This is a genomic window from Cellvibrio sp. ARAG 10.3 (genome assembly GCF_051846955.1).
Classification (GTDB): domain Bacteria; phylum Pseudomonadota; class Gammaproteobacteria; order Pseudomonadales; family Cellvibrionaceae; genus Cellvibrio.
Window position 1 is genome coordinate 103,506 of the sequence record NZ_JBPYCU010000012.1, and the last position, 21,384, is coordinate 124,889.

Below are 21,384 nucleotides of genomic sequence, written 5' to 3' on the forward strand. Positions count from 1 at the left end.
AATAAAATTCGAGGAGAAAACGATGCTAACCACCGGGCATTTTATCAAGGGGTGCGTCATAGCACTGACGTCAATCGCCCTGTTACAAGCGTGTTCCAAAAATGGCAATGAAACCCCTCCGAACGCCTCGGCCAAAACCGAACAGGTGCAGTCATTGGCGCAGGTGGAGCGCGTGGCGGATGGTGTTATCCTGACCTTGCCGGATGGGCCTGCCAAAAAAGTACGTTTGCAGGTAATGGCGGACAATATTATCCGTGTGACGGCCGTGCCCGGTGAAAGTCTTGATGTGGTTCCGCCCAGTATTCAGGTCGTCGCCCAACCCACCACTAATCTGCCATTTACCACGGATCAGCAAGGCAATAACCTCGTCCTGAAAACCGATGTGATGACGGCAGAGGTGTCACTGAGTAACGGTGTAATTACTTTCCGTGATGCAGCAGGCAACCTTTTGCTGCAGGAAGAGAATCGCGGTACCTTTTCACCGGTAATTGGCGATCCGGATGACGTGGATGCGGATTCCTTTGCGATTCGCCAGGAATTTAATCGCAACACCGATGAAGGTTTTTTTGGTTTGGGCCAACACCAGAACGGTCAGGTAAATTACGCCGGCGAAAATGTCGAGCTGACCACCTACAACCTGGTGATCTCGATTCCTTACGTTGTGTCATCGCGTAACTATGGCGTGCTGTGGGATAACAATTCGATTACCCGTTTCGGTAATCCGCACGAAGCTCAGCCCTTGAATGCTTCCTTGAAACTTTACGACGCCGAAGGCAAAGAGGGCGGCCTTACGGTGCGCTACTACATCGGTGATGAATTAAAACTGACGCGCGTTGAAGCAGATTTTGACCATCAATTCCTGCGTCAGGGGGCCAATCTGGAAAATCCGTTCCCCACCGAAGTGGCCGATGCCTACAAAAATAATACGCTGCGTGTCGAACTCGAAGGCAGTGTTGAGGCCTCGACCTCGGGCAAGCATCAGTTCAGAATGTACTCCTCCGGTTACGCCACCCTCGCTTTCGACGGCGAAACGGTGCTGGAGCGCTGGCGCATGAACTGGAACCCCTGGTACCACGACCATTATATGAACATGAATGCCGGGGAGAAAAAAGCGATTCGGGTTGACTGGAAACCCGATGGTGGTTACTTCCATTTGCGGCATCTGGATGCGCAATCAGACGAGCAACAACATCAACTGTCATTGGCTTCGGAAACGGGCAAGGCCATTGATTATTATATTGTGGTCGGTGACAACAAAGATGAGGTGATTGCGGGTTATCGTCGCCTCACAGGCAAGTCAGTTATGCTGCCAAAATGGGCCTACGGTTTTTGGCAGAGTCGTGAACGTTATAAATCTTCCGATGAAATCATCACCAACCTGAAAGAATATCGCGCGCGCAAAATTCCTATCGACAATATCGTGCTGGACTGGTCCTACTGGCCGGAAGACGCTTGGGGCAGCCATGACTTTGATAAGCAATTCTTCCCCGATCCGAAAAAGCTGGTAGATCAGGTGCACGACATGAATGCGCAGATCATGATCTCGGTGTGGCCCAAGTTTTATCCCACCACGGAAAACTACAAAGAGTTAAACGCGAAAGGTTTTATGTTTAACCGTAACATCGAAGAGGAAAATCTGGACTGGATCGGCAAGGGTTACCTGAATGCGTTTTACGATCCTTTCACGCCGGAAGCCACCGCCATTTTCTGGCGGCAAATTAAAGACAAGATTAACGTTCACGGCTTTGATGCCTGGTGGCTCGATGCGGTTGAGCCAGACATCCACTCCAATTTGAGCTTCACCAAACGCAAGGAATTGATGACTCCCAACGCCTTAGGCAACGGTGCGGAAGTGTTTAACGCTTACGCGGTTCCCCATGCGGAAGGTGTTTATCACGGTGAACGAAATACCGATGGCGATAAGCGTTCTTTCATTCTGACGCGTTCCGGCTTCGGTGGTATCCAACGTACCGGCGCTGCCATCTGGAGTGGTGATATCGTGTCGCGCTGGAGTGACATGAAAGATCAAATTGCGGCGGGTATCAGTGTGAACCTTGCCGGTGTAACCAACTGGACCTTTGATATCGGCGGCTTTACGCCGGAGAACCGTTTCCGTGGTTCAAAGAAAGGTTTTGTAGGCTCATGGAAAGATCTGGACAAAGAGCAGGTAGAAGAATGGCAAGAATTGAATGCACGCTGGTATCAGTTCGGTGCTTTCGTTCCACTGTATCGCTCCCACGGGCAAAACCCTTACCGCGAAATTTTTAATATTGCCGATCAAGGTTCGGAAACCTACGAGAGCATGGTGTGGTACACCAAACTCCGCTACCGTTTAATGCCTTACATCTACACCCTTGCAGGCGATACCTTCCACAAGGATGGCACCATCATGCGCGGCTTGGTGATGGATTTTCCTGAGGATAAAAAAGCCTGGAATATCAATACGCAGTACATGTTTGGTCCGGCATTTCTGGTGAATCCGGTGGTGGAATTCAAAGCGCGCAGCCGCGAGGTGTATTTGCCGAGCGGCACCAGCTGGTACGATTTCTACACCGGCGATAAGCACGAAGGCGGTCAAACTATCGACGCGGCAGCGCCTTACTCACGCATGCCACTATTCGTTAAAGCGGGCTCCATTGTGCCGACCGGCCCGGCTATTCAATACACGGACGAAGGGCTGAATGCACCGCTGACCTTGAACGTGTACACCGGCGCGAATGGCACCTTTGAAATTTATGAAGACGATGGTCGTTCCTACGATTATGAGAAAGGCCAATGGTCGCGCATCCCGGTCAGTTACGATGAAGCGAAAGGTGAGTTGACCATCGGCGATCGTATCGGCAGTTTTGAAGAGATGGCTGAGCAACGCCGCATCAGCGTGCGCTGGATTTCCGGCCCCACCAAAGATGCCGCCAACTTTGATGCGAAACCGGCGAAGACGTTGGAATACACCGGTAAAGCGATTATTGTAAAACGCGCACCGTAAATTACTTTTTTCACTAAAAAAAACCGCCGTGTTGTTGCCGACACGGCGGTTTTTTTCTTTTAAATGTAGGTCGGATTAGCGAAGCGTAATCCGTCACCTGGTTATTTTTGTCGGATTACGCTGGCGCTAATCCGACCTACACCAGCAAATAAAATCAATAACAACAGCAGGGGATTGCTAGCACCGCCGCCACCGCCACCAGAACTTGCCGGCGCGGAGGATGCAGCGCTGGAGGAACTTGATGATGATTGACTGCTGGATGATGAACTGGCGGCATTACAACTTGCCGGGGTAATCGTGCCGACTTCACCGGTTTGCACATACTCTCTCAGCCAGGTTAACGCCGGGCGTTCTTCTCCATTGCTGCGCACCAGGTAAGCGCCCTGATCATTGCGCCACAGGCCGGGGCGCCAACCCCACAAGGTCACACCCGCCACGCCGGGATGTTCCCAAAACGCGGGGAAGATACGTTGATAATTGGCCAGCTGCACCGCGTCATTATCCGGATTGTTTTCGCACGCATCGATATCCATCTCGGTAACATAAATCGGCAACCCGGTCGCGGCCAGTCGGTCGAGATTGCTGATGGTCGTCGCTGCACTGACGGTGGTGGAAAACGCGTGCGCTTGTACGCCAATCACATCAATCAAGTTGCGGTCCTGCAGTAATTCAATAATCTCCAGATAGGGATTAATGTTACTGCCATTGGTAACGCTGTATTCGTTGATCATCAATTTGGTATCGGGGAAATGTGTGCGGCCCAACTCAAACGCGGTGATGATCCAGTCCCATCCGGTTTCACCGGTACCGCCGAGCGCTTCGATATAATTTCCACCACCGGTGTCGTCAGTGTCCGGCGCATCATTAACCGGTTCATTCACAATTTCGATAATTTCAATATCGCTGTAACGGGCGGCGACTTCGGTAAACCATTCTTCAATTTCTTCACGTTGTTCTTCGGCGGGCAGGGTCTTGATCCACTCCGGTTGTTGATTGCCCCAGATCATAACGTGCATACGGAAAGGCAAATTATTATCTTGTGCCAATGCATAAGCCGCATCCAATTGGGCCCAGTTCATCACATCGCGCGTGGCTTCAACACTGCCCCATTTACCAGCATTTTCCGGTGCAACCTGGTTCCAGTAAGCAGTAAAATTTTGCACTTGTGAGGCGCTGTAAATATTGCCCAGATATTTTTCCTGCCCCTCGGCGATAGGTGTTTCGCCCGCCGGTTGTTCCGGTGCGACGCCGTCATCCAGATTTTGTACGGTGTAATCAGTGCCCACGGGTGCGAAGACAAATTTATCAATCCACAAACCATCTTCGCGCCCGGCGATCTGGAAGGTTTGCATCAGGGCATCGGCGGTGACGGTGAAAGTTGTTGCGGTATCGCCGCCGTCAAAGGCGGATAAATTCAGCCACTTCCAGCGCTCATGTTTACTGCCCGGATCTTCCGAGCCGGTCGCGCCGACGATTTCTTCCGGTAAAAAATACCCGGCCGCGGCTATGCCATTGGCGGTAACCCAGGCCGTTTCATCGCTCACATCTTTTGCGCCAAAGCCGTTGCCATAGTAGAAGCTGTCATCCTCAAAGGCGCCGGCTTCCGGCCCGTTGCGCAAACGCACGTAAAGGTTGTACTCGCCGGCGGCGGGAAATTCCAGTTCATACATGGCAATACGATCCACTGATGTCGGTGCTTGGCCAGCCAGGGTGGAATTGATAGCAATATAAGCGGTGGTGTGTTCAGCCGTGGTATCCGTCGCGCTATCGAATGACGAACCCAGCGCTCCACTCTCTGCTTCGACCACCAGCATATCCGCCGTAGCGAGATAGGGTAGACAGGTGCAAAGGCCGATGCCCACGAGTAATTTATTCAAGGTTTTCATCTATGACTCCGTTATTGTTATGTAAAAACGTACCCTGCCACTGCTGGAGATGTGCTATCAGCGTCAGGTAAAAGTTTGCTCTGCCATGCTTGTATGTCAGCGGTGAGGCTGGACATCCCATTTTATTGTCTTTGTGACTACAAGCTAGCGCAGCGGGCAATGAACGTCAACGCAGGCGCGGGCGGGTGAGGGGATGCCTTGTCCTAGAGAAGTCCACCAGCCTGCAACAGGGCTATGCTTGACTGCGTTAACATTGTTCTTGTGTACTAGTGTTTATTAATGCGACAAACGGAATCGCATTTTCGTCTACAGAAGGAGAGGATTGATATTTTCAGTGGCGCAAGTGACAGAAGAGTTACTAAACGTGACACGTCCCCGTCAGAGACAACAAAAAGGTTTATTCGTAAAACGCATTTCGTGAGTGAACGGGTGGGACGATTCTTGCAAAACATCTCACCCGCTGAGATCAGAGCTTTTTAAAGGCTGCGTCAACGGCTTCTACAGACCGGTCTCCACCTTATCGCGTGAAATATCCGTAACCCTGGTGCAGCCCGACAGCGCCATAGCGACACGCATTTCGTGAGCGAACATCGCCAACAACTCACTGACTCCCGCTTGTTGTCGTGCAGCAAGTGCATAAACCCACGGGCGCCCGATCATGACGGCGCGTGCGCCTAATGCAAGGGCGCGCACCATATCCAGGCCGCTGCGAATGCCACTGTCCATCAATAAGGGAAGATCATTACCTACCGCATCGGCAATACGCGGCAAGGCCCGAATGGCAGAGATGGCACCATCCAGCTGACGGCCGCCGTGATTGGATACCACGATGCTATCGGCGCCGATCGAAGCTGCCGTGCGCGCATCGTCAGGATCAAGAATACCTTTAATAACGAAATGGCCAGGCCATTCTGCGCGGATACGATCAATATCTTCCCAGCGCACGCTGGGGTCAAAATTTTTCCCCAGCCAGGCCCAGAAATCATCAATGCCGGCGCGTTCGCCCAATACCGGAACAATGTTGCCAAGGTTGTGCGGCCGCCCCCAAAGCCCCACGTCCCAGGCCCAGCGAGGCTTGGTCATTACCTGAGTCATGCGGGCCAGTTTACGGCGTAACACGCTGCCACCGGAAAGTCCGGACCGAATATCGCGGTAGCGCGTGGCGGGCACGGGCATATCCACCGTAAACAGCAGCGTCCGGGTTCCTGCCGCATGGGCGCGGCTGAGCATTTCGCGCAAAAAGCCCCGGTCGCGAATCATATACAGCTGAAACCAGATGGGATTGATCACGGCGTTACAGACCTCATCCAGCGAGCAGGCCGAGACGGTGGATAAACAAAAAGGCACCCCCGCCGCTTCTGCGGCGCGCGCCGCCTGCACCTCGCCGCGCCGGGCGTTGAGCCCGGCAATGCCTACCGGGGCCAGGACCAGCGGCATCGCCAGAGACTGTCCAAATAAAGTGGTTTGCGTCGACACATCCGACACATCGCGCAGTACCCGCTGACGCAATGAGATCTGTTGCAGGTCCTCCTGGTTGTTGCGCAGGGTGGTCTCGCTAAAGGCGCCGCCATCAATGTATTCAAACAGGAAGCGGGGCAGGCGTTTGCGTGCCAGGCGGCGGAAATCATCGGTATTAGCGAGAATCATACTAGCCTCAGTGGGATGCTCGATGTTATGGTTTTATAGACTTTATGCTAACATGTTTTACTTATAAATAACGTTTTACATATAAATTGCGTTTGTGCTATACAAAGACCATACGAAGAGAGAAACGAGAAAGCCTGTTGATGAGCGGTTCGGACAAACGGGCACCGTAACAATAAATATAAAAGTGCGGTTGGAGGACCAATGGATAATAAAGAAAAGTTACCGCTTGTTCTGCCCCTGCTATTGATCATTAGCCTGTTTTTTTTGTGGGGCATGGCGAATCACCTGAATGATATTTTAATTACGCAGTTCAAGAAGGCATTTACGCTCTCCGATTTCGCCTCCAGCTTTGTGCAGATGGCGTTTTATTTCGGCTATTTTGTCTTTGCCATTCCTGCCGCACTGTTCATGAAATATTACGGCTATAAATCCGGCGTGATTCTGGGTTTGCTGTTGTACGGTGCCGGTGCCTTTTTGTTTTATCCCGCCGCGCAATTACACGAATATCAGATTTTTTTAATCGCCCTGTTTATCATTGCCAGCGGCCTTGCCTTCCTGGAAACATCTGCTAATCCATTAATTGTCGCCATGGGCGATCCAGAGACCGCGGAACGTCGGCTTAACTTTGCCCAATCGTTTAATCCCCTCGGGGCGCTGACCGGCATCCTGATCGGGCGTGAATTTATTCTGTCCGGCATTGAACATTCACCGGAAGAATTGGCGGCACTGGCACCTGCGGAATTGGCACAGCTGTATGAGAGGGAAGTACAAGCGGTGCAAGGGCCGTACATTGCACTGGGTATCTTTGTATTGTGTTGGGCCTTGTTGGTATTTGCCACGCGCTTTCCGGCGGTTGCCCGACAACCGGCGGCGGAAGGCAGCACCGGCGGTTGGCAGGATTTTAAAAAACTCTTGCATCACAAGCTGTTTATATTTGGTGTGGTTGCGCAATTCTTTTACGTGGGTGCGCAGGTGTGCATCTTCAGTTTTATGATTCGCTACGGTAAAGAAGCGCTGCCAGGTACGGGTGAGAAAACCCTGGCGACCTATGTATTTCTCTCGCTTGTGGCCTTTATGGCGGGTCGTTTTATTGCGACTGCGCTGATGGGCAAGATCAAAGCCTCACGCTTGATGATGTTGTTTGCAATGATCAATGTTGCCCTGTGCTTGGTGGCCGTTGTCTCGCCCAATCTGGTAGGCATGTTTGCGTTTGCCGGAACAACTTTTTTTATGTCGCTGATGTTTCCCACCATCTTTGCGTTAAGCATCAAAGGCCTGGGCGAATTAACCAAACCGGGCTCGTCACTGTTGATCATGGCAATCATCGGCGGTGCTGTGCTCACGGCATTGATGGGTTTGATTTCTGATGTAAGCGAGATCCATGTCGCCGTGCTGGTACCCATGATGTGCTTTGTGGTTATCGCACTGTTTGCGCGCGCCTGTTATCGGCGCGATACAGCAGCGGCGTGAGGTGCAGAATATGATCGACGCGCACCATCACGTCTGGCAAATCGGTCAACACGATTGCACCTGGCCCACACCGGACGACAAACCCTTGTACCGCGATTTCGGGATGGATGACGTCGTGCCACTGGCTAAGGCCGTGGGTGTACAGGGTTCAGTGCTGGTGCAATCGCAAGCAAGTGATCGCGACACGGATTATTTATTGGCGCTAGCCGAGCGCCATGATTTTGTGTTGGCGGTGGTCGGCTGGGTCGATCTGGCTGCTGGCTCGGCCCCACAACGCATTGCCCAATTGGCCCAGCGTGAAAAAATGCGCGGCCTGCGCCCGATGCTGCAAGGACTGGCAGATGATCGCTGGATTTTGCAACCGCAGCTGGTGCCAGCGGTGCAGGTTATGCAAGAACAAAAACTGAGCTTCGATGCCTTGATCTTCCCGCGTCACCTGCCGTACATCTATCAATTCGCGTGCAATTGGCCGGATCTGCCACTGGTGATTGATCACGCCGCCAAGCCGCCGATTGCACAGAATGACAAAAAAGCCTTCACCACCTGGAGTGAAGGAATGGCTCGCCTCGCGGAATTGCCCTGGGTCTATTGCAAATTATCCGGACTGTTAACGGAGGCCAATGCCGGGCAGGGTGCGGACGCATTGCAGCCTTACGTTGAACACCTCTTTCACGTTTTTGGTGCACAGCGTGTGATCTGGGGCAGCGATTGGCCGGTGGTGAATGCAGCGCCCAATCACGCTTATGCCGATTACCGGGCCTGGTTTGAGCTGGCGCACCAGTTGATTCCGGGGCAAAACGCATCGGTCACTCGGCAGGTTTTCAGTGAAAACGCGCGCACGTTTTATCGTCTGTGAAGAAATTTTCAGGCCGGGTGTGCGACAAACCTTGTTGCTGGAGGAGGCTTCTGTTAGCTTTTGGTCACGCACACTATTTGGGTTAGACATTATAAAAAATATATCAATTCACCAACTTGAAAGCGCAAACTATGAAAAATCATAAAAAACAGCTGGCCGAAACGGCCACGGAAGATGAACGTAAGTACCGGGCACCCGCGTTGGAAAAAGGACTTGATATCCTCGAGTTGCTGGCTCGCAATGGCTCACCCATGACGACTTCACAAATGGCGGCAACCTTGGGCCGCTCCGTCAGTGAGTTGTTTCGCATGGTGTTGGCACTGGAGTATCGCGGCTACATTGTGGCTTCTCCGGAAGGGCGCGAAGGCTACATGCTCACCAACAAGTTGTTCACTTTAGGTATCGCGCAGGGTTCTGCTCGCACGCTCCTGGAAGCGGCACTACCGGCCATGAAGGAACTGTCACGCGAAGTGGGGCAGTCCTGTCATCTGGTGGTGCCCTCCGGTGATCAGATTGTGGTGGTTGCCCGCATTGAAAGTGCGACCGACCTGGGATTTTCGGTGCGTGTCGGCTATCGCCGCCGGCTTATCGATACTAACTCGGGTTTGCTGTTGTATGGTCTGGCGACGCCGGAAGTTCAGGCGAGTTGGCTGCCGGAGCTCAAAGACTCGGCCCGGGATGATCCGGAGCGCATTGATGCTTTCCTGACCAAGTCCGCGGCCGCAGCGGAGCGTGGTTATATCCAGTCACCCAGCGAGTTCGTGGCTGGGGTAACCGACACCTGTATGCCCATCATGGGGATGCAGGGTGCAGTGGCCAGCCTGATCGTGCCGTTTATCGCAATCAAGCAGCAGAAAGTCACCGCCGAGCAAGTGCTGGATGTCTTGCGGGTAGCGGTAACCAAGATCGCCGAAGCCCTGAACGACGAAGGATGCTAAAGCCCCGGCTGGCACCGTCCCGCGGTTGCCAGCCAACGCTTTTCGAATAAACCTCCCCTTTCCCCCCTTGCTTTCTTCACAAAACTTGCCCAATCTTCCATCAAAAAGTCTAATTAACCATATGTCTTTTCTTTGTCGTCTTGGGTAAAATGATTTTTATTGGCAATTTTGTTTTTAATTATAAAAAAGGAAGCTGCCCATGCTTTCCACCCAAACACGCCCGTTGGGGCAATCTGCCGTGAGCCTGTCCCTCCTGGGATTTGGCGCTGCGCCTATCGGCAACCTCTACCAGGCTGTTGCAGAAGAGCAGGCAATAGCGACGGTGGATGAGGCGTTAGCGCTGGGAATTCGTTATATCGACACCGCCCCCCACTATGGCTTTGGCTTGAGCGAAACCCGCTTGGGCGCTGTGCTGCGACAACGTGCCGAAACCATTGCTATCTCCACCAAGGTGGGCCGCCTGCTGGTGCCTACAGACTCCACCGCTGCTGTGCGACACGGCTTTGCTGACACCCCGGCGCTGGAGCCGGTATTCGACTACAGCTACGAGGGCGTGATGCGCTCCTTTGAGGCAAGCCTTGAACGATTGAAGGTCGAACGTGTTGACCTCCTGCTGGCTCACGATCTGGGCGAGATGACCCACGGCGCGCAACACCCGGCCCGGTTTCGCGAATTTATTGAGGGCGGTTATCGGGCTATGCGCAACCTGCGCGACCAAGGGCTGGTGCGGGCGATCGGGGTGGGCGCCAACGAGTGGCAAGTGTGTGAACAGGCTTTGCAACATGCCGATGTCGATGGATTTTTACTGGCCGGGCGCTACACCTTGCTGGAGCAGGGCGCCTGCGAAACCTTCCTGCCTTTGTGCGCCCGGCGCGGGGTGTCGGTGATCCTGGGTGGCCCGTTCAATTCCGGCATCCTCGCCTCGGGTGTGAGTGGCGCAGGGCCGGTGTATTACAACTATGAACCGGCGCCGGCGGCGATTCGGGCGCGGGTCCATGAGCTGGAATTGGTCTGCCGGGAGTTTGATGTACCCCTGGCCGCTGCCGCCCTGCAATTTCCGACGGCCCATCCACAAATCTGTTCCGTGGTTGCCGGCCTGGCCAGCCCGCAACAGGTGCGACAAGCCGTCACCTGGATGAATCACGTCATTCCCGGTGATTTCTGGCTGGCGCTACGCGAATTGGGCTTATTGCACCACCTGGCGCCGGTCCCTTCGATTCACATCCCATCAACCAAGGTTGAAGCATCCCTATGAGTAACCTGAATACGCCGGCGGCGTTTGCACAGGCGATCCTGTTGCACCCGGACGACAATGTATTGGTTTGCGTCGCGCCTATCCAACCGGGCGACCGGTTGGTGATTGACGGCGAACCCGTCACCACTACCGAGGCGATCAACGTCGGCCATAAACTCGCCCGCCGCGCTCTGCACAGAGGCGACAAAATTTTCAAGTACGGCGCGCCGGTCGGTTCGATGACCGCCGCTGCTGTGCCCGGTGCACATGTTCATATGCACAACATGCAGAGTGATTACATCCCCAGTCACACCCGCACTCACCAAAATAAAGATCGGAGTGAAAACTGATGAACACCGCCGTATCGTTTCAAGGTTATTTGCGGCAGGACGGCCGCAAAGGTATTCGCAATGTGATTGTGGTGGCTTACCTGGTGGAGTGTGCCCATCACGTGAGCCGCCGCATCGTTACCCTCGCCAATGATATGGATGTGCATCTGATTGGTTTTCCCGGTTGCTTTCCCAATGAGTATGCGTTTCGCATGATGAGTGCGGTATGCACTCATCCCAATGTGGGTGGCGCGCTGCTGGTGTCACTCGGTTGCGAAAGCATGAATCGCGAAAAATTACTCACATTGATTCGCGCCAGCGGTCGCCCTGCGGAACTATTGGTGATTCAGGAAACGGGCGGTACCCGCGCCACCATCGACGCCGGTGTTGCGGCAGTGACGCGCTTGCGCGCGCAGGCGGCCCAGGTAAAACGCGTGCCCATGGCATTGAACGAATTAATCGTGGGCACCATTTGCGGCGGCTCTGACGGCACCAGCGGGATCACCGCTAACCCGGCAGTAGGCCGATGTTTTGATGCACTGGTTGCTGCGGATGCCGCTTGCATCTTTGAAGAAACCGGCGAGTTGATCGGCTGTGAAGCGGTGATGGCAGATCGCGCGATCACTCCGGAATTGGGCGCCGCTATCGAGGCCTGCGTGGAAAAGGCAGAGCATTATTATCGCGTGATGGGCTTTGGCAGTTTTGCCCCGGGCAACGCCGATGGCGGGCTGACAACGCTGGAAGAAAAATCCATGGGCGCCTATTCAAAATCCGGCTCGTCGCCCATCAGCGGTTTGATCAAACCCGGCGATATACCACCCGGCGGCGGTTTGTATTTGCTTGATGTTGTACCCGACGGCGAACCGCGTTTTGGTTTTCCGAATATTTCGGACAACGCGGAGATTGTTGAATTAATTGCCTGCGGTTCCCACGTAATTTTATTCACGACGGGGCGCGGTTCTGTGGTGGGCTCGGCAATTTCGCCGGTGATAAAAATTTGCGCGAACCCGGAAACGTATCGCCGCCTGGCAGGCGATATGGATGTCAATGCCGGGCGCATTTTGGAAGGTGATGCGACACTGGACGAGGTGGGGAACGAAATTCTCGGTCAGGTGATTTCAGTGGCTTCGGGCGCGCGTAGCCTGTCGGAAGAATTAGGCCACCAGGAATTTATCCTCACCTATAAAGCTTTCGAACCCATTGGTCCGGCATGTTTGCCGGTTCGTCAAATTGCCTGACCAGGGTTTAAACACGGGAAAAAATAATGAAACGGCTTGCAGGAAAAACCGCACTGATCACCGCCGCCGCCCAGGGTATTGGCCGCGCCGCCGCCGAATTGTTTGCCAGCGAAGGCGCGCGGGTAATTGCAACGGATATCAACATCGATTTACTACAGACGCTGGAACATTGTGAGATCCGGCCATTGAATGTGCTTGATCCCGACGCGATAAAAGCACTCAGCGAGGCGCTGGGCCCGGTACATGTGTTATTTAATTGTGCCGGTTACGTACACAACGGCACCATCCTCGATTGCGACGAACAGGCCTGGCAATTTTCGCTCGACTTGAATGTCACCTCCATGTACCGCATGATCCGCGCCTTCTTGCCCGGCATGTTGACCACCGGTAACGGCTCCATCATCAACATGTCGTCGGTGGCCAGCTCCATCAAAGGCGCGCCCAACCGGTTTGCCTACGGCATGACCAAAGCCGCCGTGATTGGCCTGACCAAAGCCGTAGCTGCCGATTTTGTTACCCAGGGCATACGCTGCAACGCCATTTGCCCCGGCACCGTGCAGACGCCATCGCTGGAAGAGCGCATGCGCGCCACCGGCGATTATGAAACGGCGTACAAAAATTTTGTGGCACGACAGCCCATGGGGCGTTTGGGCAGCGCGCGGGAAATGGCAGAGCTGGCGTTGTATCTGGCCAGCGATGCATCCGCCTTTACCACCGGAACGATCAATGTGATTGATGGTGGTTGGAGTAATTAATTTTTCTTGTCTGATTACGCTGGCGCTAATCCGGCCTACTTCAGGCTTTTGTTTTTTATAGCGAGACAGGTTATGAAATTATTGCGTTTTGGTACACCGGGTCAGGAGCGGCCAGGCATGCTCGATGCACAGGGTCAGGTGCGCGATCTCTCTGGCGTTATCGACGATATCACCGGTAAAACCCTCTCTGCCGAGAGTTTGTCGCGCCTGGCAGCGCTGGATAGTCAAAGCCTGCCGCTGGTTGACAGCGCCACGCGCCTCGGCCCTTGCGTAAACCAGGTGGGTAAATTTATTTGCATCGGTCTCAACTACGCCGACCACGCCGCCGAATCCGGCCTCGCCGTACCGGCAGAGCCTGTGGTCTTTATGAAAGCCACCAGCGCCATCACCGGCCCTAACGATCCCGTTATCAAACCGCGCAATTCGACTAAACTGGATTGGGAAGTCGAATTGGGCATTGTCATTGGCAAACACGCCAGCTATGTAGAAGAAAATGAAGCCATGGATTACATCGCCGGTTACTGTGTGATCAACGATGTGTCCGAACGCGAATTCCAGTTGGAACGCGGTGGCCAGTGGGACAAAGGCAAAGGCTGCGACAGCTTCGGCCCGCTTGGCCCTTATCTCGTGACCAAAGACGAGGTGCCTGATCCGTTAAATTTGAATTTGTGGTTAAAGGTAAACGGTAAAACCTTCCAAAACGGCTCAACCAACCAAATGGTATTCGGCCCGGCATTTCTGGTTCACTACCTGAGCCAGTTTATGAGTTTGCAACCGGGCGATGTCATCTCCACCGGCACACCACCCGGCGTAGGGCTGGGGCAAAAGCCGCCGGTTTATTTGAATGTCGGGGATGTGATGGAATTGGGGATTGAGGGGATGGGGGTGCAAAGACAGGTGGTTGTTGCTTGTTGATTATTTGGGATTGGGGTGAGTGATCGGTTGTTGCTTGTGAGACACGCCGTGAATACATCCTTGTAGGCTTATCACCCGCATCCATGCGGGTGATAGTCTCACAAGCAACAACCGATCACTCCCGCACCGCCTTGGTTTTTAATGTGATAAAAAAGCATTCAGTTTTTTTAATTGTGCTTTTAGTTTTGTCTGGTACAAACGATACTTTTTAATAAGCAGATTCTTAAATTTAATTCCGCGACGATTTTTTCATTCCCGGTGAGTCAATAGAAAACCACCTTCCGAAAGAATCCTCAGTCGTGATGCAGGAGTTGGGTAGAGGGGGGCGAGACTATCAGCGGCATGGATGCCGCTGTTGAGCCTACAAGGATGTATTCACGGCGTGTCTCGCCCCCCTCTACCCAACTCCCCACCCACTCGCACTATTTAAAAAATCTAAAAAGAAGGTAAAAAAGCATGAAAAAACCCTCACTAAAATTAACGTTGTTTAGCGCCCTGCTAATCACCCTGACCAGCTGCTCCAGCCAGGACGTTACCCCACCCGTAACGCAAAACCTCGGCATCGACGCCTGGCCCAAAGTTGAAAGCCCCCTCAACGACGCCGCCACCGAACAACGTGTCGAACAACTCCTTTCCCGCATGAGTCTGGAAGAAAAAGTCGGCCAGATCATGCAAGGCGAAATCCAGGCCGTCACGCCCGAGGATGTCAAAAAATACCACCTCGGCTCAGTCCTCAATGGTGGCGGTTCCATGCCCAATCGCATCGCCAATGCCCAGGCGCAGGACTGGCTAAAACTTGCTGACACACTTTACGCTGCTTCCATGGACACCAGCGACGGCAAGGTTGCTATTCCGATCATCTGGGGCACTGACGCTGTGCACGGCCACAACAACGTCACCGGTGCCACGATTTTTCCGCACAACATCGGCCTCGGTTCCACCAACAATCCTGAATTGATTCGACAAATAGGCGCAGTCACGGCACGCGAAGTGCGCGCGACAGGCATTGAATGGGTGTTTGCGCCGACGATTGCGGTTGCCCAAAATGATTTTTGGGGTCGCACCTACGAAAGCTATGCTGAAGATCCACAGCGGGTACGGGAATATGCCCGTGCAATGGTGGAAGGTTTGCAGGGGCAGGTAAATTCTCCCGCGTTTTTGCAAGAAGAGCGCGTGATTGCCACGGCGAAACATTTCCTCGCTGATGGCGGCACCTTTGGTGGCGATGACCAGGGTGATGCGCGCATGGGTGAACAGGAATTAATTGATATTCATAATCCCGGTTACCCCGCCGCGCTCGAAGCCGGGGTGCAAAGTGTGATGGCGAGCTTCTCTGCCTGGAACGGTGAGAAGATGCACGGTAACCGCTATTTATTGACCGAGGTGTTAAAAGAGCGCATGGGTTTCGACGGCTTTGTGGTCGGTGACTGGAACGGTCACGGTCAAGTGCCGGGCTGCACCAACGATTCCTGCGCACAAGCGATCAATGCCGGTATCGACCTGGTGATGGTGCCCTACGATTGGAAATCGATGTATGACAATACCCTGGCGCAAGTAAAGTCCGGCGAGATCAGTCCAGCGCGCCTGGACGATGCAGTACGCCGTATCCTGCGGGTGAAAGTGCGCGCGGGTTTATTTGATAAAAAGCCTTCCGAGCGCGCATTGGCCGGCAACCAGAATATTATCGGCCATCCGGAGCATCGCGCGATTGCCCGTCAAGCTGTGCGCGAAAGTCTGGTGCTGTTAAAAAACCACAAGCGCGTGTTGCCGATCAAGCCGCAGCAAACCGTGTTGGTCGCGGGTGATGGTGCCGACAACATCGGTAAACAATCCGGCGGTTGGAGTGTGAGCTGGCAGGGTACCGGTAACACCAACGCCAATTTTCCCGGTGCAACATCGATTTATGCCGGCATAAAAAGTGCGGTTGAAACGGCCGGCGGTAAAGCGGTGTTGTCGGCAGATGGCAACTACACCACCAAACCGGATATCGCCATTGTGGTGTTCGGTGAAGATCCTTATGCAGAGGGGCAGGGCGATCTGGGCACGCTGGAATTTGAACCGGTGACCAAAACCAATCTGGCGCTGCTGAAATCGTTAAAAGAAAAAAATATTCCTGTGGTGTCGGTATTTATTTCCGGTCGCCCGCTGTGGGTGAATCCTGAATTGAACGCGTCCGATGCGTTTGTAGCGGCCTGGTTGCCGGGCACAGAAGGTACGGGTGTGGCCGATGTGTTGATTGCCAAGGCGGACGGTTCGCCCAACCACGATTTCAAAGGCACGCTGACATTCTCCTGGCCGAAGTTGCCACTGCAAGCGCAACTGAATGCGCACCACCCTGACTATGATCCGCTGTTCGCCTACGGCTATGGTTTAACCTACGCGTCCGGAAAAACCGGGCCGAATAAATTGCCGGAGAAAGTGGCCGGCGTGGCTACCGGTAAAGCCGGCGATATTAAATTTTATGTGGGTCGTCCGCTGCAGCCCTGGAATGTGTTCTTCAACAACCATGAGCGCAACCAGATCCTCAGCGGTGCTTATGCGGCTTTGCCTGATGGCAGTGTGGTAATCAGAACCAGCGATAAAGATGTGCAGGAAGACGCGCTGACCCTAACCTGGAAAAACACCTGGAGCGCAGGCCTCTCCCTCGAGGGCGGCAAGCCACTGGACTTGCGCGAGCATGTAAAAAACGGTGTTTTATCACTGGATATGAATGTGATTGAGCTGGCCAATGGTGGTGTGAATTTCCGTTTGCAATGCGGTGAGCAATGCAAACGCAAAGTACCCTTCACCGAACAAGCCTTTGCCATGGCTGGAAAAGGCTGGCAAACCATCCGTCTGCCCCTGTCCTGTTTTGCACAGGACGGTGACGACTTCAGCGCGGTAACCTTACCCTTCGCCTTGGAAACCGGCGGTGCCGGCGAACTGGCCATCGCCAACGTCCAAATCCTGAAAGACGGCACGCCCAATGCCACCTGCCCGGATTACAAAACCGTTGCGGTAACGCCGTCCATGCTCAACGAATTCTGGGCGCGCGACTGGTGGGAACCGCGTCACCAGGAAAAATTGCAACGCATTCGCCAGGGCAACGTGGACTTGCTGATGATCGGTGACTCCATTACTCAGGGGTGGGAGAAAGAAGGCAAAGCCGTATGGGAAAAATACTATGCCGACCGCAACGCGGTAAACCTCGGTTACGGCGGCGACCGCACGGAAAATGTACTGTGGCGTTTGCAGCACGGTGAAGTGGACGGAATTAGTCCCAAGGTGGCGGTATTGATGATCGGCACCAACAACACCGGACACCGTCTGGCACAACCGCAATACACGGCTATCGGTATTAAAACCGTTTTACAAGAACTGCGCACCCGCTTGCCCGACACAAAAATTCTGCTGTTAGGCATCTTCCCGCGCGAAGAAAAACCCGATGCCGAAATGCGCCAGATCAACAACCGCATCAACGACATCATCAAAACTTATGCCGACAACCAGCATATTTTCTACCTGAACATCAACGACCACTTCCTGGCCAACGACGGCACCCTGTCGCGCGAGGTTATGCCGGACTTGTTACACCTGAATGAAAGCAGCTACGCCACCTGGGCCAAAGCCATGGAACCGACTCTCGTGAAACTCTTACAAGAGTAGAGTTGACCGAACGGTGACCGTGACGTTGTCGCTATGGGAGTTTGGCGTTAGGCCTTTGGTTTCGAAACCTTCAAGTCAGGGATGACTTGAAGGAGCTACAGGGATGTATTAATGCGTTTTCGAAACCAAAGGCCTAACGACAAACGGATTTCGAACCTCTCACTTTATCCCCTCTTTACCCCGCAAAAAAACTGTACTAGCATCCATCGTCTTCAACACCCGCATAACCCTCCTACTCACCACCACGGACGAAACTATGAAAACCTATAAAACCTGCATCGCGTTATTACTTGGATGTGCAATCAGCACGCCCGCCCTGGCTGTAAAAATCGACATGACCCCGGGCCTATGGGAACACAAATTCACCATGACCAACCCGAGCGGCGAAATGGCCGCCGCAATGAAACAAATGCAAGATCAACTGGCGAACATGTCGCCGGAAGAGCGCAAGATGATGGAGACCATGATGGCGTCCTACGGTGTTGGCATCGGGGAAGACGGCACAACGGTCAAGATGTGCATTACGCAAGAAGATATTGATCGCGGCGATCTGCCGCAACAGGATGAAGACTGCCAGCAGGAAATCCTCGAACAAACGAAGAATAAATTTAAAATTAAATTTACCTGTGCCGGTGATCCGCCATCAAGCGGAACGGGAGAAATTACCTTCAGCAGTCCCAAAGCCTACACCGGCAAATCAAGTTTTGTAACCCAAGTGAACGGCAAGACAGAAGAAATGGCAATGACGCAAAGCGGCAAATGGTTATCCGCCGACTGCGGCGCGATCAAGCCGGTCAGCGACAGGTAATAGGCGTGTCGGGCCGGATGGCCCGACGTTTTATGTTATTCACTTCACAAAACTCTTTCCTTAACAGCGCCAATGTGCGCTAAACAACCCAGCGTAAACTCCTCGCCACCTAACTTTCTGAATTTCAACGCCAATCCCCCTGAGATATTCTGGTGCATAACTATTACGTTCGCCCCTTTTGTGCTCTGCCTATCTATCGCAACAAGCGAAGCGTCTCTCCGAAAAATTTTTATTAAATAAAAATCAATGACGACGATTCCCAATAAAGAAAAAATTTATTCATGCCAGATGCACTTTTTAATGCCATAGGGCTATAAATTACGCGCCGTTTGTTGTTACCATCTATTAATATACTTATTGCTTGTTCAGTGCAGGTGTCTATACTTTTTAGGTTAATTGCCATTTTTCTTACTCACCTGTTTCAAGATTCCAATGCGTTTACCGGGACGAGATTGATCGATAACTCATCCCATCATTCATCACGAAATGCAAAAAAGGATTTAGATGCCTGAACCCTTTTGCCCATGCACGTATTAGCACATCGCAATTGTTGAATAGCTCTCGGTGGGTTATGTCACTTACCGAAACGGCCTCACGCGGCCTTAATCCGCTAACTAGCACATTGAGAATATCCATGACGTATACGGACACCAAAGTAATGAATGATGCTGTAGTAAATGCGAGTTCGTCTTCTGCTATGGGTCGGCTTGATGCGAAACTGATCGACCTGATGCCTGCGGCCGTTTATGTTTGCGCGGCGCCTTCTGGCTTGATCGTGCGTTACAACGAACGCGCGGCTGAACTCTGGGGAAGGCGGCCGCACCTCGGTGAAACCGGTGAACGTTTTTGTGGTGCGTATCGCCTGTTCTGGATGGATGGCACGCCCCTGCCACATGCGAATACTCCCATGGCACAGGTGTTGAAAACTGGCGAACCGGTGCGCGATCAGGACGTGATGATTGAACGTCCGGACGGAAGCCGTGTGATGGTAATCGTTAATATTGATGTAATCCGCGATGACCAACAAAACATTGTGGGTGCGGTGAATGTTTTAAAAGATGTTACTGAACGAAAAAAAACCGAAGCCAGATTGGCTCATGTCCAACATGAATCCGAACGCTTGCGCCGTCTGTACGAAACTATCCTCGCCACTATTCCTGATTTTGTTTATATCTTCGATCTCAATTTCAGATTCACCTACGCCAACGATGCGTTGCTGACCATGTGGGGAAAAACCTGGGACGAAGCCATCGGTAAAAATTGTCTCGAGTTGGGCTATCCCGCCTGGCATGCCGCCAAGCATGATCGGGAGTTAACCCAGGTGTTAACCACGGGGCGTCCGGTTCAGGATGAAGTGCCGTTTATCGGTACCCATGGCTTGCGCATCTACGATTATATTTTTGTTCCGGTGTTTGGTGCCAATGGCGAAATTGAAGCGATTGCCGGCACCACGCGCGATGTGACGGAACGCAAACATATGGAACAGGAACTCCAAAGCCGTGCAGAAGAACTGGCCGAAGCCGACCGAAAGAAAGATGAATTCATTGCATTGCTTGCCCATGAATTGCGTAACCCTCTTGCGCCGGTACGCAATGGTTTGCGCATCCTTGAACTGGCAGAAAACGATCCGCAGACGCTGTCCCAGGTACGTCTGATGATGGAACGGCAGCTGACCCATATGGTACGTTTGATTGACGATTTGCTGGATGTCTCGCGGATGAATCGCAATAAATTACATCTGCAAAAACATCGCGTATCGTTGCAAGAAGTGATCAACAATGCAGTAGAGGCAACACGTCCGGCTATTGAAGCCGCGAACCATTCGTTGACCGTGTCATTGCCGGACAAACCGATATTTCTTGATGCTGACCTAACGCGCCTGGCACAGGTGTTCAGCAACCTGTTATCCAACAGCGCAAAATATACCAAACCGGGCGGAAAGATCTGGCTGATCGCTGAGCCGGAGGGGGATCAACTGATTGTGGAGGTGCGCGATAACGGTATCGGTATTCCCGCTGCTTCCTTGCCGAATATCTTTGATATGTTTTCGCAAGTACCGAGTGATAGCGATCATTGCACGGATGGCCTGGGTATCGGGTTGGCGCTGGTGAAAGCTCTGGTGGAGATGCATCAGGGCAGGGTCAGTGCAAGCAGCGATGGGCCAGATCAAGGCAGCATCTTTCGGGTAACTCTGCCCATATTAAGCGCGGTGGTGGATGCTCAGCCGGAGCCGCGCGTGCAGGATATCCATGCGCCCGATCAACCGAAACGACGCATCCTGATCGTTGACGACAATCACGATGCGTGTGATTCCATGGCGATGCTGCTGAATTTATTAGGCCATGACGTGCGTATCGCCCACGATGGTTTTGAAGCCCTGGAGCGCGTGAAAGAATTTGCACCGCATATTGTATTGATGGATGTGGGCATGCCAAACCTGAACGGGTACGACGCGACGCGTCTGATTCGCGAACAAACTAACGGAAAAGCGATTACCATCGTGGCGGTAACCGGTTGGGGCCAGGAGGGTGATCGCACCCAGTCACGGGCGGCAGGGTGCGACGGGCATCTGGTGAAGCCGGTCAATTTAAAGGATATCGAAGACTTGTTGTGTGACTTGAAACTGCGCGAGGAAAAAGTCCAGATACACGGCGAAACCATGCTCTAGGCATTTATT

The 21,384-nt window shown here is 53.1% G+C and carries 14 protein-coding genes; 12 read left to right on the forward strand and 2 right to left on the reverse strand.

Annotated features, from left to right (window positions below; genetic code table 11):
• Positions 1-22 precede the first annotated feature (22 nt).
• Entirely contained in the window at positions 23-2,986 is a 2,964-nt protein-coding gene (locus ACSV5M_RS15350; protein ID WP_439177122.1) for a TIM-barrel domain-containing protein, read from the forward strand.
• Positions 2,987-3,087: 101 nt separating this feature from the next.
• Here the strand turns inward: ACSV5M_RS15350 and ACSV5M_RS15355 are convergent, their stop codons facing one another.
• The gene (locus ACSV5M_RS15355; RefSeq protein WP_439177123.1) at positions 3,088-4,872 is read right to left on the reverse strand and encodes an endo-1,4-beta-xylanase; all 1,785 of its coding nucleotides are present in this window, start codon (positions 4,870-4,872) and stop codon (positions 3,088-3,090) included.
• A gap of 498 nt (positions 4,873-5,370) precedes the next feature.
• Positions 5,371-6,519, reverse strand: coding sequence for an L-lactate dehydrogenase (locus ACSV5M_RS15360; RefSeq protein WP_439177125.1), 1,149 nt, complete (start codon positions 6,517-6,519; stop codon positions 5,371-5,373).
• A gap of 201 nt (positions 6,520-6,720) precedes the next feature.
• Here ACSV5M_RS15360 and fucP point away from each other — a divergent pair, with 201 nt between their 5' ends.
• The 11 genes from fucP to ACSV5M_RS15415 all read left to right on the forward strand — a co-directional run bounded on the left by fucP (position 6,721) and on the right by ACSV5M_RS15415 (position 21,375).
• A complete protein-coding gene (gene fucP, locus ACSV5M_RS15365) occupies positions 6,721-7,989 on the forward strand; it encodes an L-fucose:H+ symporter permease (RefSeq protein ID WP_439177126.1) in 1,269 nt (422 codons plus the stop codon).
• Positions 7,990-7,999: 10 nt separating this feature from the next.
• Positions 8,000-8,845, forward strand: coding sequence for an amidohydrolase family protein (locus tag ACSV5M_RS15370; RefSeq protein ID WP_439177127.1), 846 nt, complete (start codon positions 8,000-8,002; stop codon positions 8,843-8,845).
• A gap of 131 nt (positions 8,846-8,976) precedes the next feature.
• Positions 8,977-9,783: an IclR family transcriptional regulator gene (locus ACSV5M_RS15375; protein ID WP_439177129.1), complete on the forward strand. Its 807-nt coding sequence runs from the start codon at positions 8,977-8,979 to the stop codon at positions 9,781-9,783.
• Positions 9,784-9,982: 199 nt separating this feature from the next.
• Positions 9,983-11,038: an aldo/keto reductase gene (locus ACSV5M_RS15380; RefSeq protein ID WP_439177130.1), complete on the forward strand. Its 1,056-nt coding sequence runs from the start codon at positions 9,983-9,985 to the stop codon at positions 11,036-11,038.
• A complete protein-coding gene (locus ACSV5M_RS15385) occupies positions 11,035-11,367 on the forward strand; it encodes a UxaA family hydrolase (RefSeq protein WP_439177132.1) in 333 nt (110 codons plus the stop codon). The genes ACSV5M_RS15380 and ACSV5M_RS15385 overlap by 4 nt, the downstream gene beginning before the upstream one ends.
• A complete protein-coding gene (locus ACSV5M_RS15390) occupies positions 11,367-12,584 on the forward strand; it encodes a UxaA family hydrolase (protein WP_439177134.1) in 1,218 nt (405 codons plus the stop codon). Before ACSV5M_RS15385 ends, ACSV5M_RS15390 begins: the two co-directional genes overlap by 1 nt.
• Before the next feature lie 26 nt (positions 12,585-12,610).
• Positions 12,611-13,339 (forward strand): SDR family oxidoreductase, encoded by a 729-nt coding sequence (locus ACSV5M_RS15395; protein WP_439177135.1) that lies wholly within the window; start codon positions 12,611-12,613, stop codon positions 13,337-13,339.
• A gap of 72 nt (positions 13,340-13,411) precedes the next feature.
• Positions 13,412-14,254 (forward strand): fumarylacetoacetate hydrolase family protein, encoded by an 843-nt coding sequence (locus ACSV5M_RS15400; RefSeq protein ID WP_439177136.1) that lies wholly within the window; start codon positions 13,412-13,414, stop codon positions 14,252-14,254.
• Positions 14,255-14,710: 456 nt separating this feature from the next.
• Positions 14,711-17,899 carry a glycoside hydrolase family 3 N-terminal domain-containing protein gene (locus ACSV5M_RS15405; protein WP_439177137.1) on the forward strand — a complete coding sequence of 1,063 codons (3,189 nt, stop codon included), beginning with the start codon at positions 14,711-14,713 and terminating at the stop codon, positions 17,897-17,899.
• A 256-nt stretch (positions 17,900-18,155) separates the two neighbouring features.
• Positions 18,156-18,707: a DUF3617 domain-containing protein gene (locus ACSV5M_RS15410; RefSeq protein ID WP_439177139.1), complete on the forward strand. Its 552-nt coding sequence runs from the start codon at positions 18,156-18,158 to the stop codon at positions 18,705-18,707.
• Positions 18,708-19,341: 634 nt separating this feature from the next.
• Positions 19,342-21,375, forward strand: coding sequence for a hybrid sensor histidine kinase/response regulator (locus ACSV5M_RS15415; RefSeq protein ID WP_439177140.1), 2,034 nt, complete (start codon positions 19,342-19,344; stop codon positions 21,373-21,375).
• Positions 21,376-21,384 lie beyond the last annotated feature (9 nt).

What these genes read in the sequence shown, in the direction of transcription:
- ACSV5M_RS15390 (WP_439177134.1), top strand. Translation starts at nt 11,367, where the DNA reads ATGAACACCGCCGTATCGTTTCAAGGTTATTTGCGGCAGGACGGCCGC.
- ACSV5M_RS15395 (WP_439177135.1), top strand. Translation starts at nt 12,611, where the DNA reads ATGAAACGGCTTGCAGGAAAAACCGCACTGATCACCGCCGCCGCCCAG.
- ACSV5M_RS15370 (WP_439177127.1), top strand. Translation starts at nt 8,000, where the DNA reads ATGATCGACGCGCACCATCACGTCTGGCAAATCGGTCAACACGATTGC.
- ACSV5M_RS15410 (WP_439177139.1), top strand. Translation starts at nt 18,156, where the DNA reads ATGAAAACCTATAAAACCTGCATCGCGTTATTACTTGGATGTGCAATC.
- ACSV5M_RS15385 (WP_439177132.1), top strand. Translation starts at nt 11,035, where the DNA reads ATGAGTAACCTGAATACGCCGGCGGCGTTTGCACAGGCGATCCTGTTG.
- ACSV5M_RS15375 (WP_439177129.1), top strand. Translation starts at nt 8,977, where the DNA reads ATGAAAAATCATAAAAAACAGCTGGCCGAAACGGCCACGGAAGATGAA.
- fucP (WP_439177126.1), top strand. Translation starts at nt 6,721, where the DNA reads ATGGATAATAAAGAAAAGTTACCGCTTGTTCTGCCCCTGCTATTGATC.
- ACSV5M_RS15360 (WP_439177125.1), bottom strand. Translation starts at nt 6,519, where the DNA reads ATGATTCTCGCTAATACCGATGATTTCCGCCGCCTGGCACGCAAACGC.
- ACSV5M_RS15415 (WP_439177140.1), top strand. Translation starts at nt 19,342, where the DNA reads ATGACGTATACGGACACCAAAGTAATGAATGATGCTGTAGTAAATGCG.
- ACSV5M_RS15405 (WP_439177137.1), top strand. Translation starts at nt 14,711, where the DNA reads ATGAAAAAACCCTCACTAAAATTAACGTTGTTTAGCGCCCTGCTAATC.
- ACSV5M_RS15355 (WP_439177123.1), bottom strand. Translation starts at nt 4,872, where the DNA reads ATGAAAACCTTGAATAAATTACTCGTGGGCATCGGCCTTTGCACCTGT.
- ACSV5M_RS15380 (WP_439177130.1), top strand. Translation starts at nt 9,983, where the DNA reads ATGCTTTCCACCCAAACACGCCCGTTGGGGCAATCTGCCGTGAGCCTG.
- ACSV5M_RS15350 (WP_439177122.1), top strand. Translation starts at nt 23, where the DNA reads ATGCTAACCACCGGGCATTTTATCAAGGGGTGCGTCATAGCACTGACG.
- ACSV5M_RS15400 (WP_439177136.1), top strand. Translation starts at nt 13,412, where the DNA reads ATGAAATTATTGCGTTTTGGTACACCGGGTCAGGAGCGGCCAGGCATG.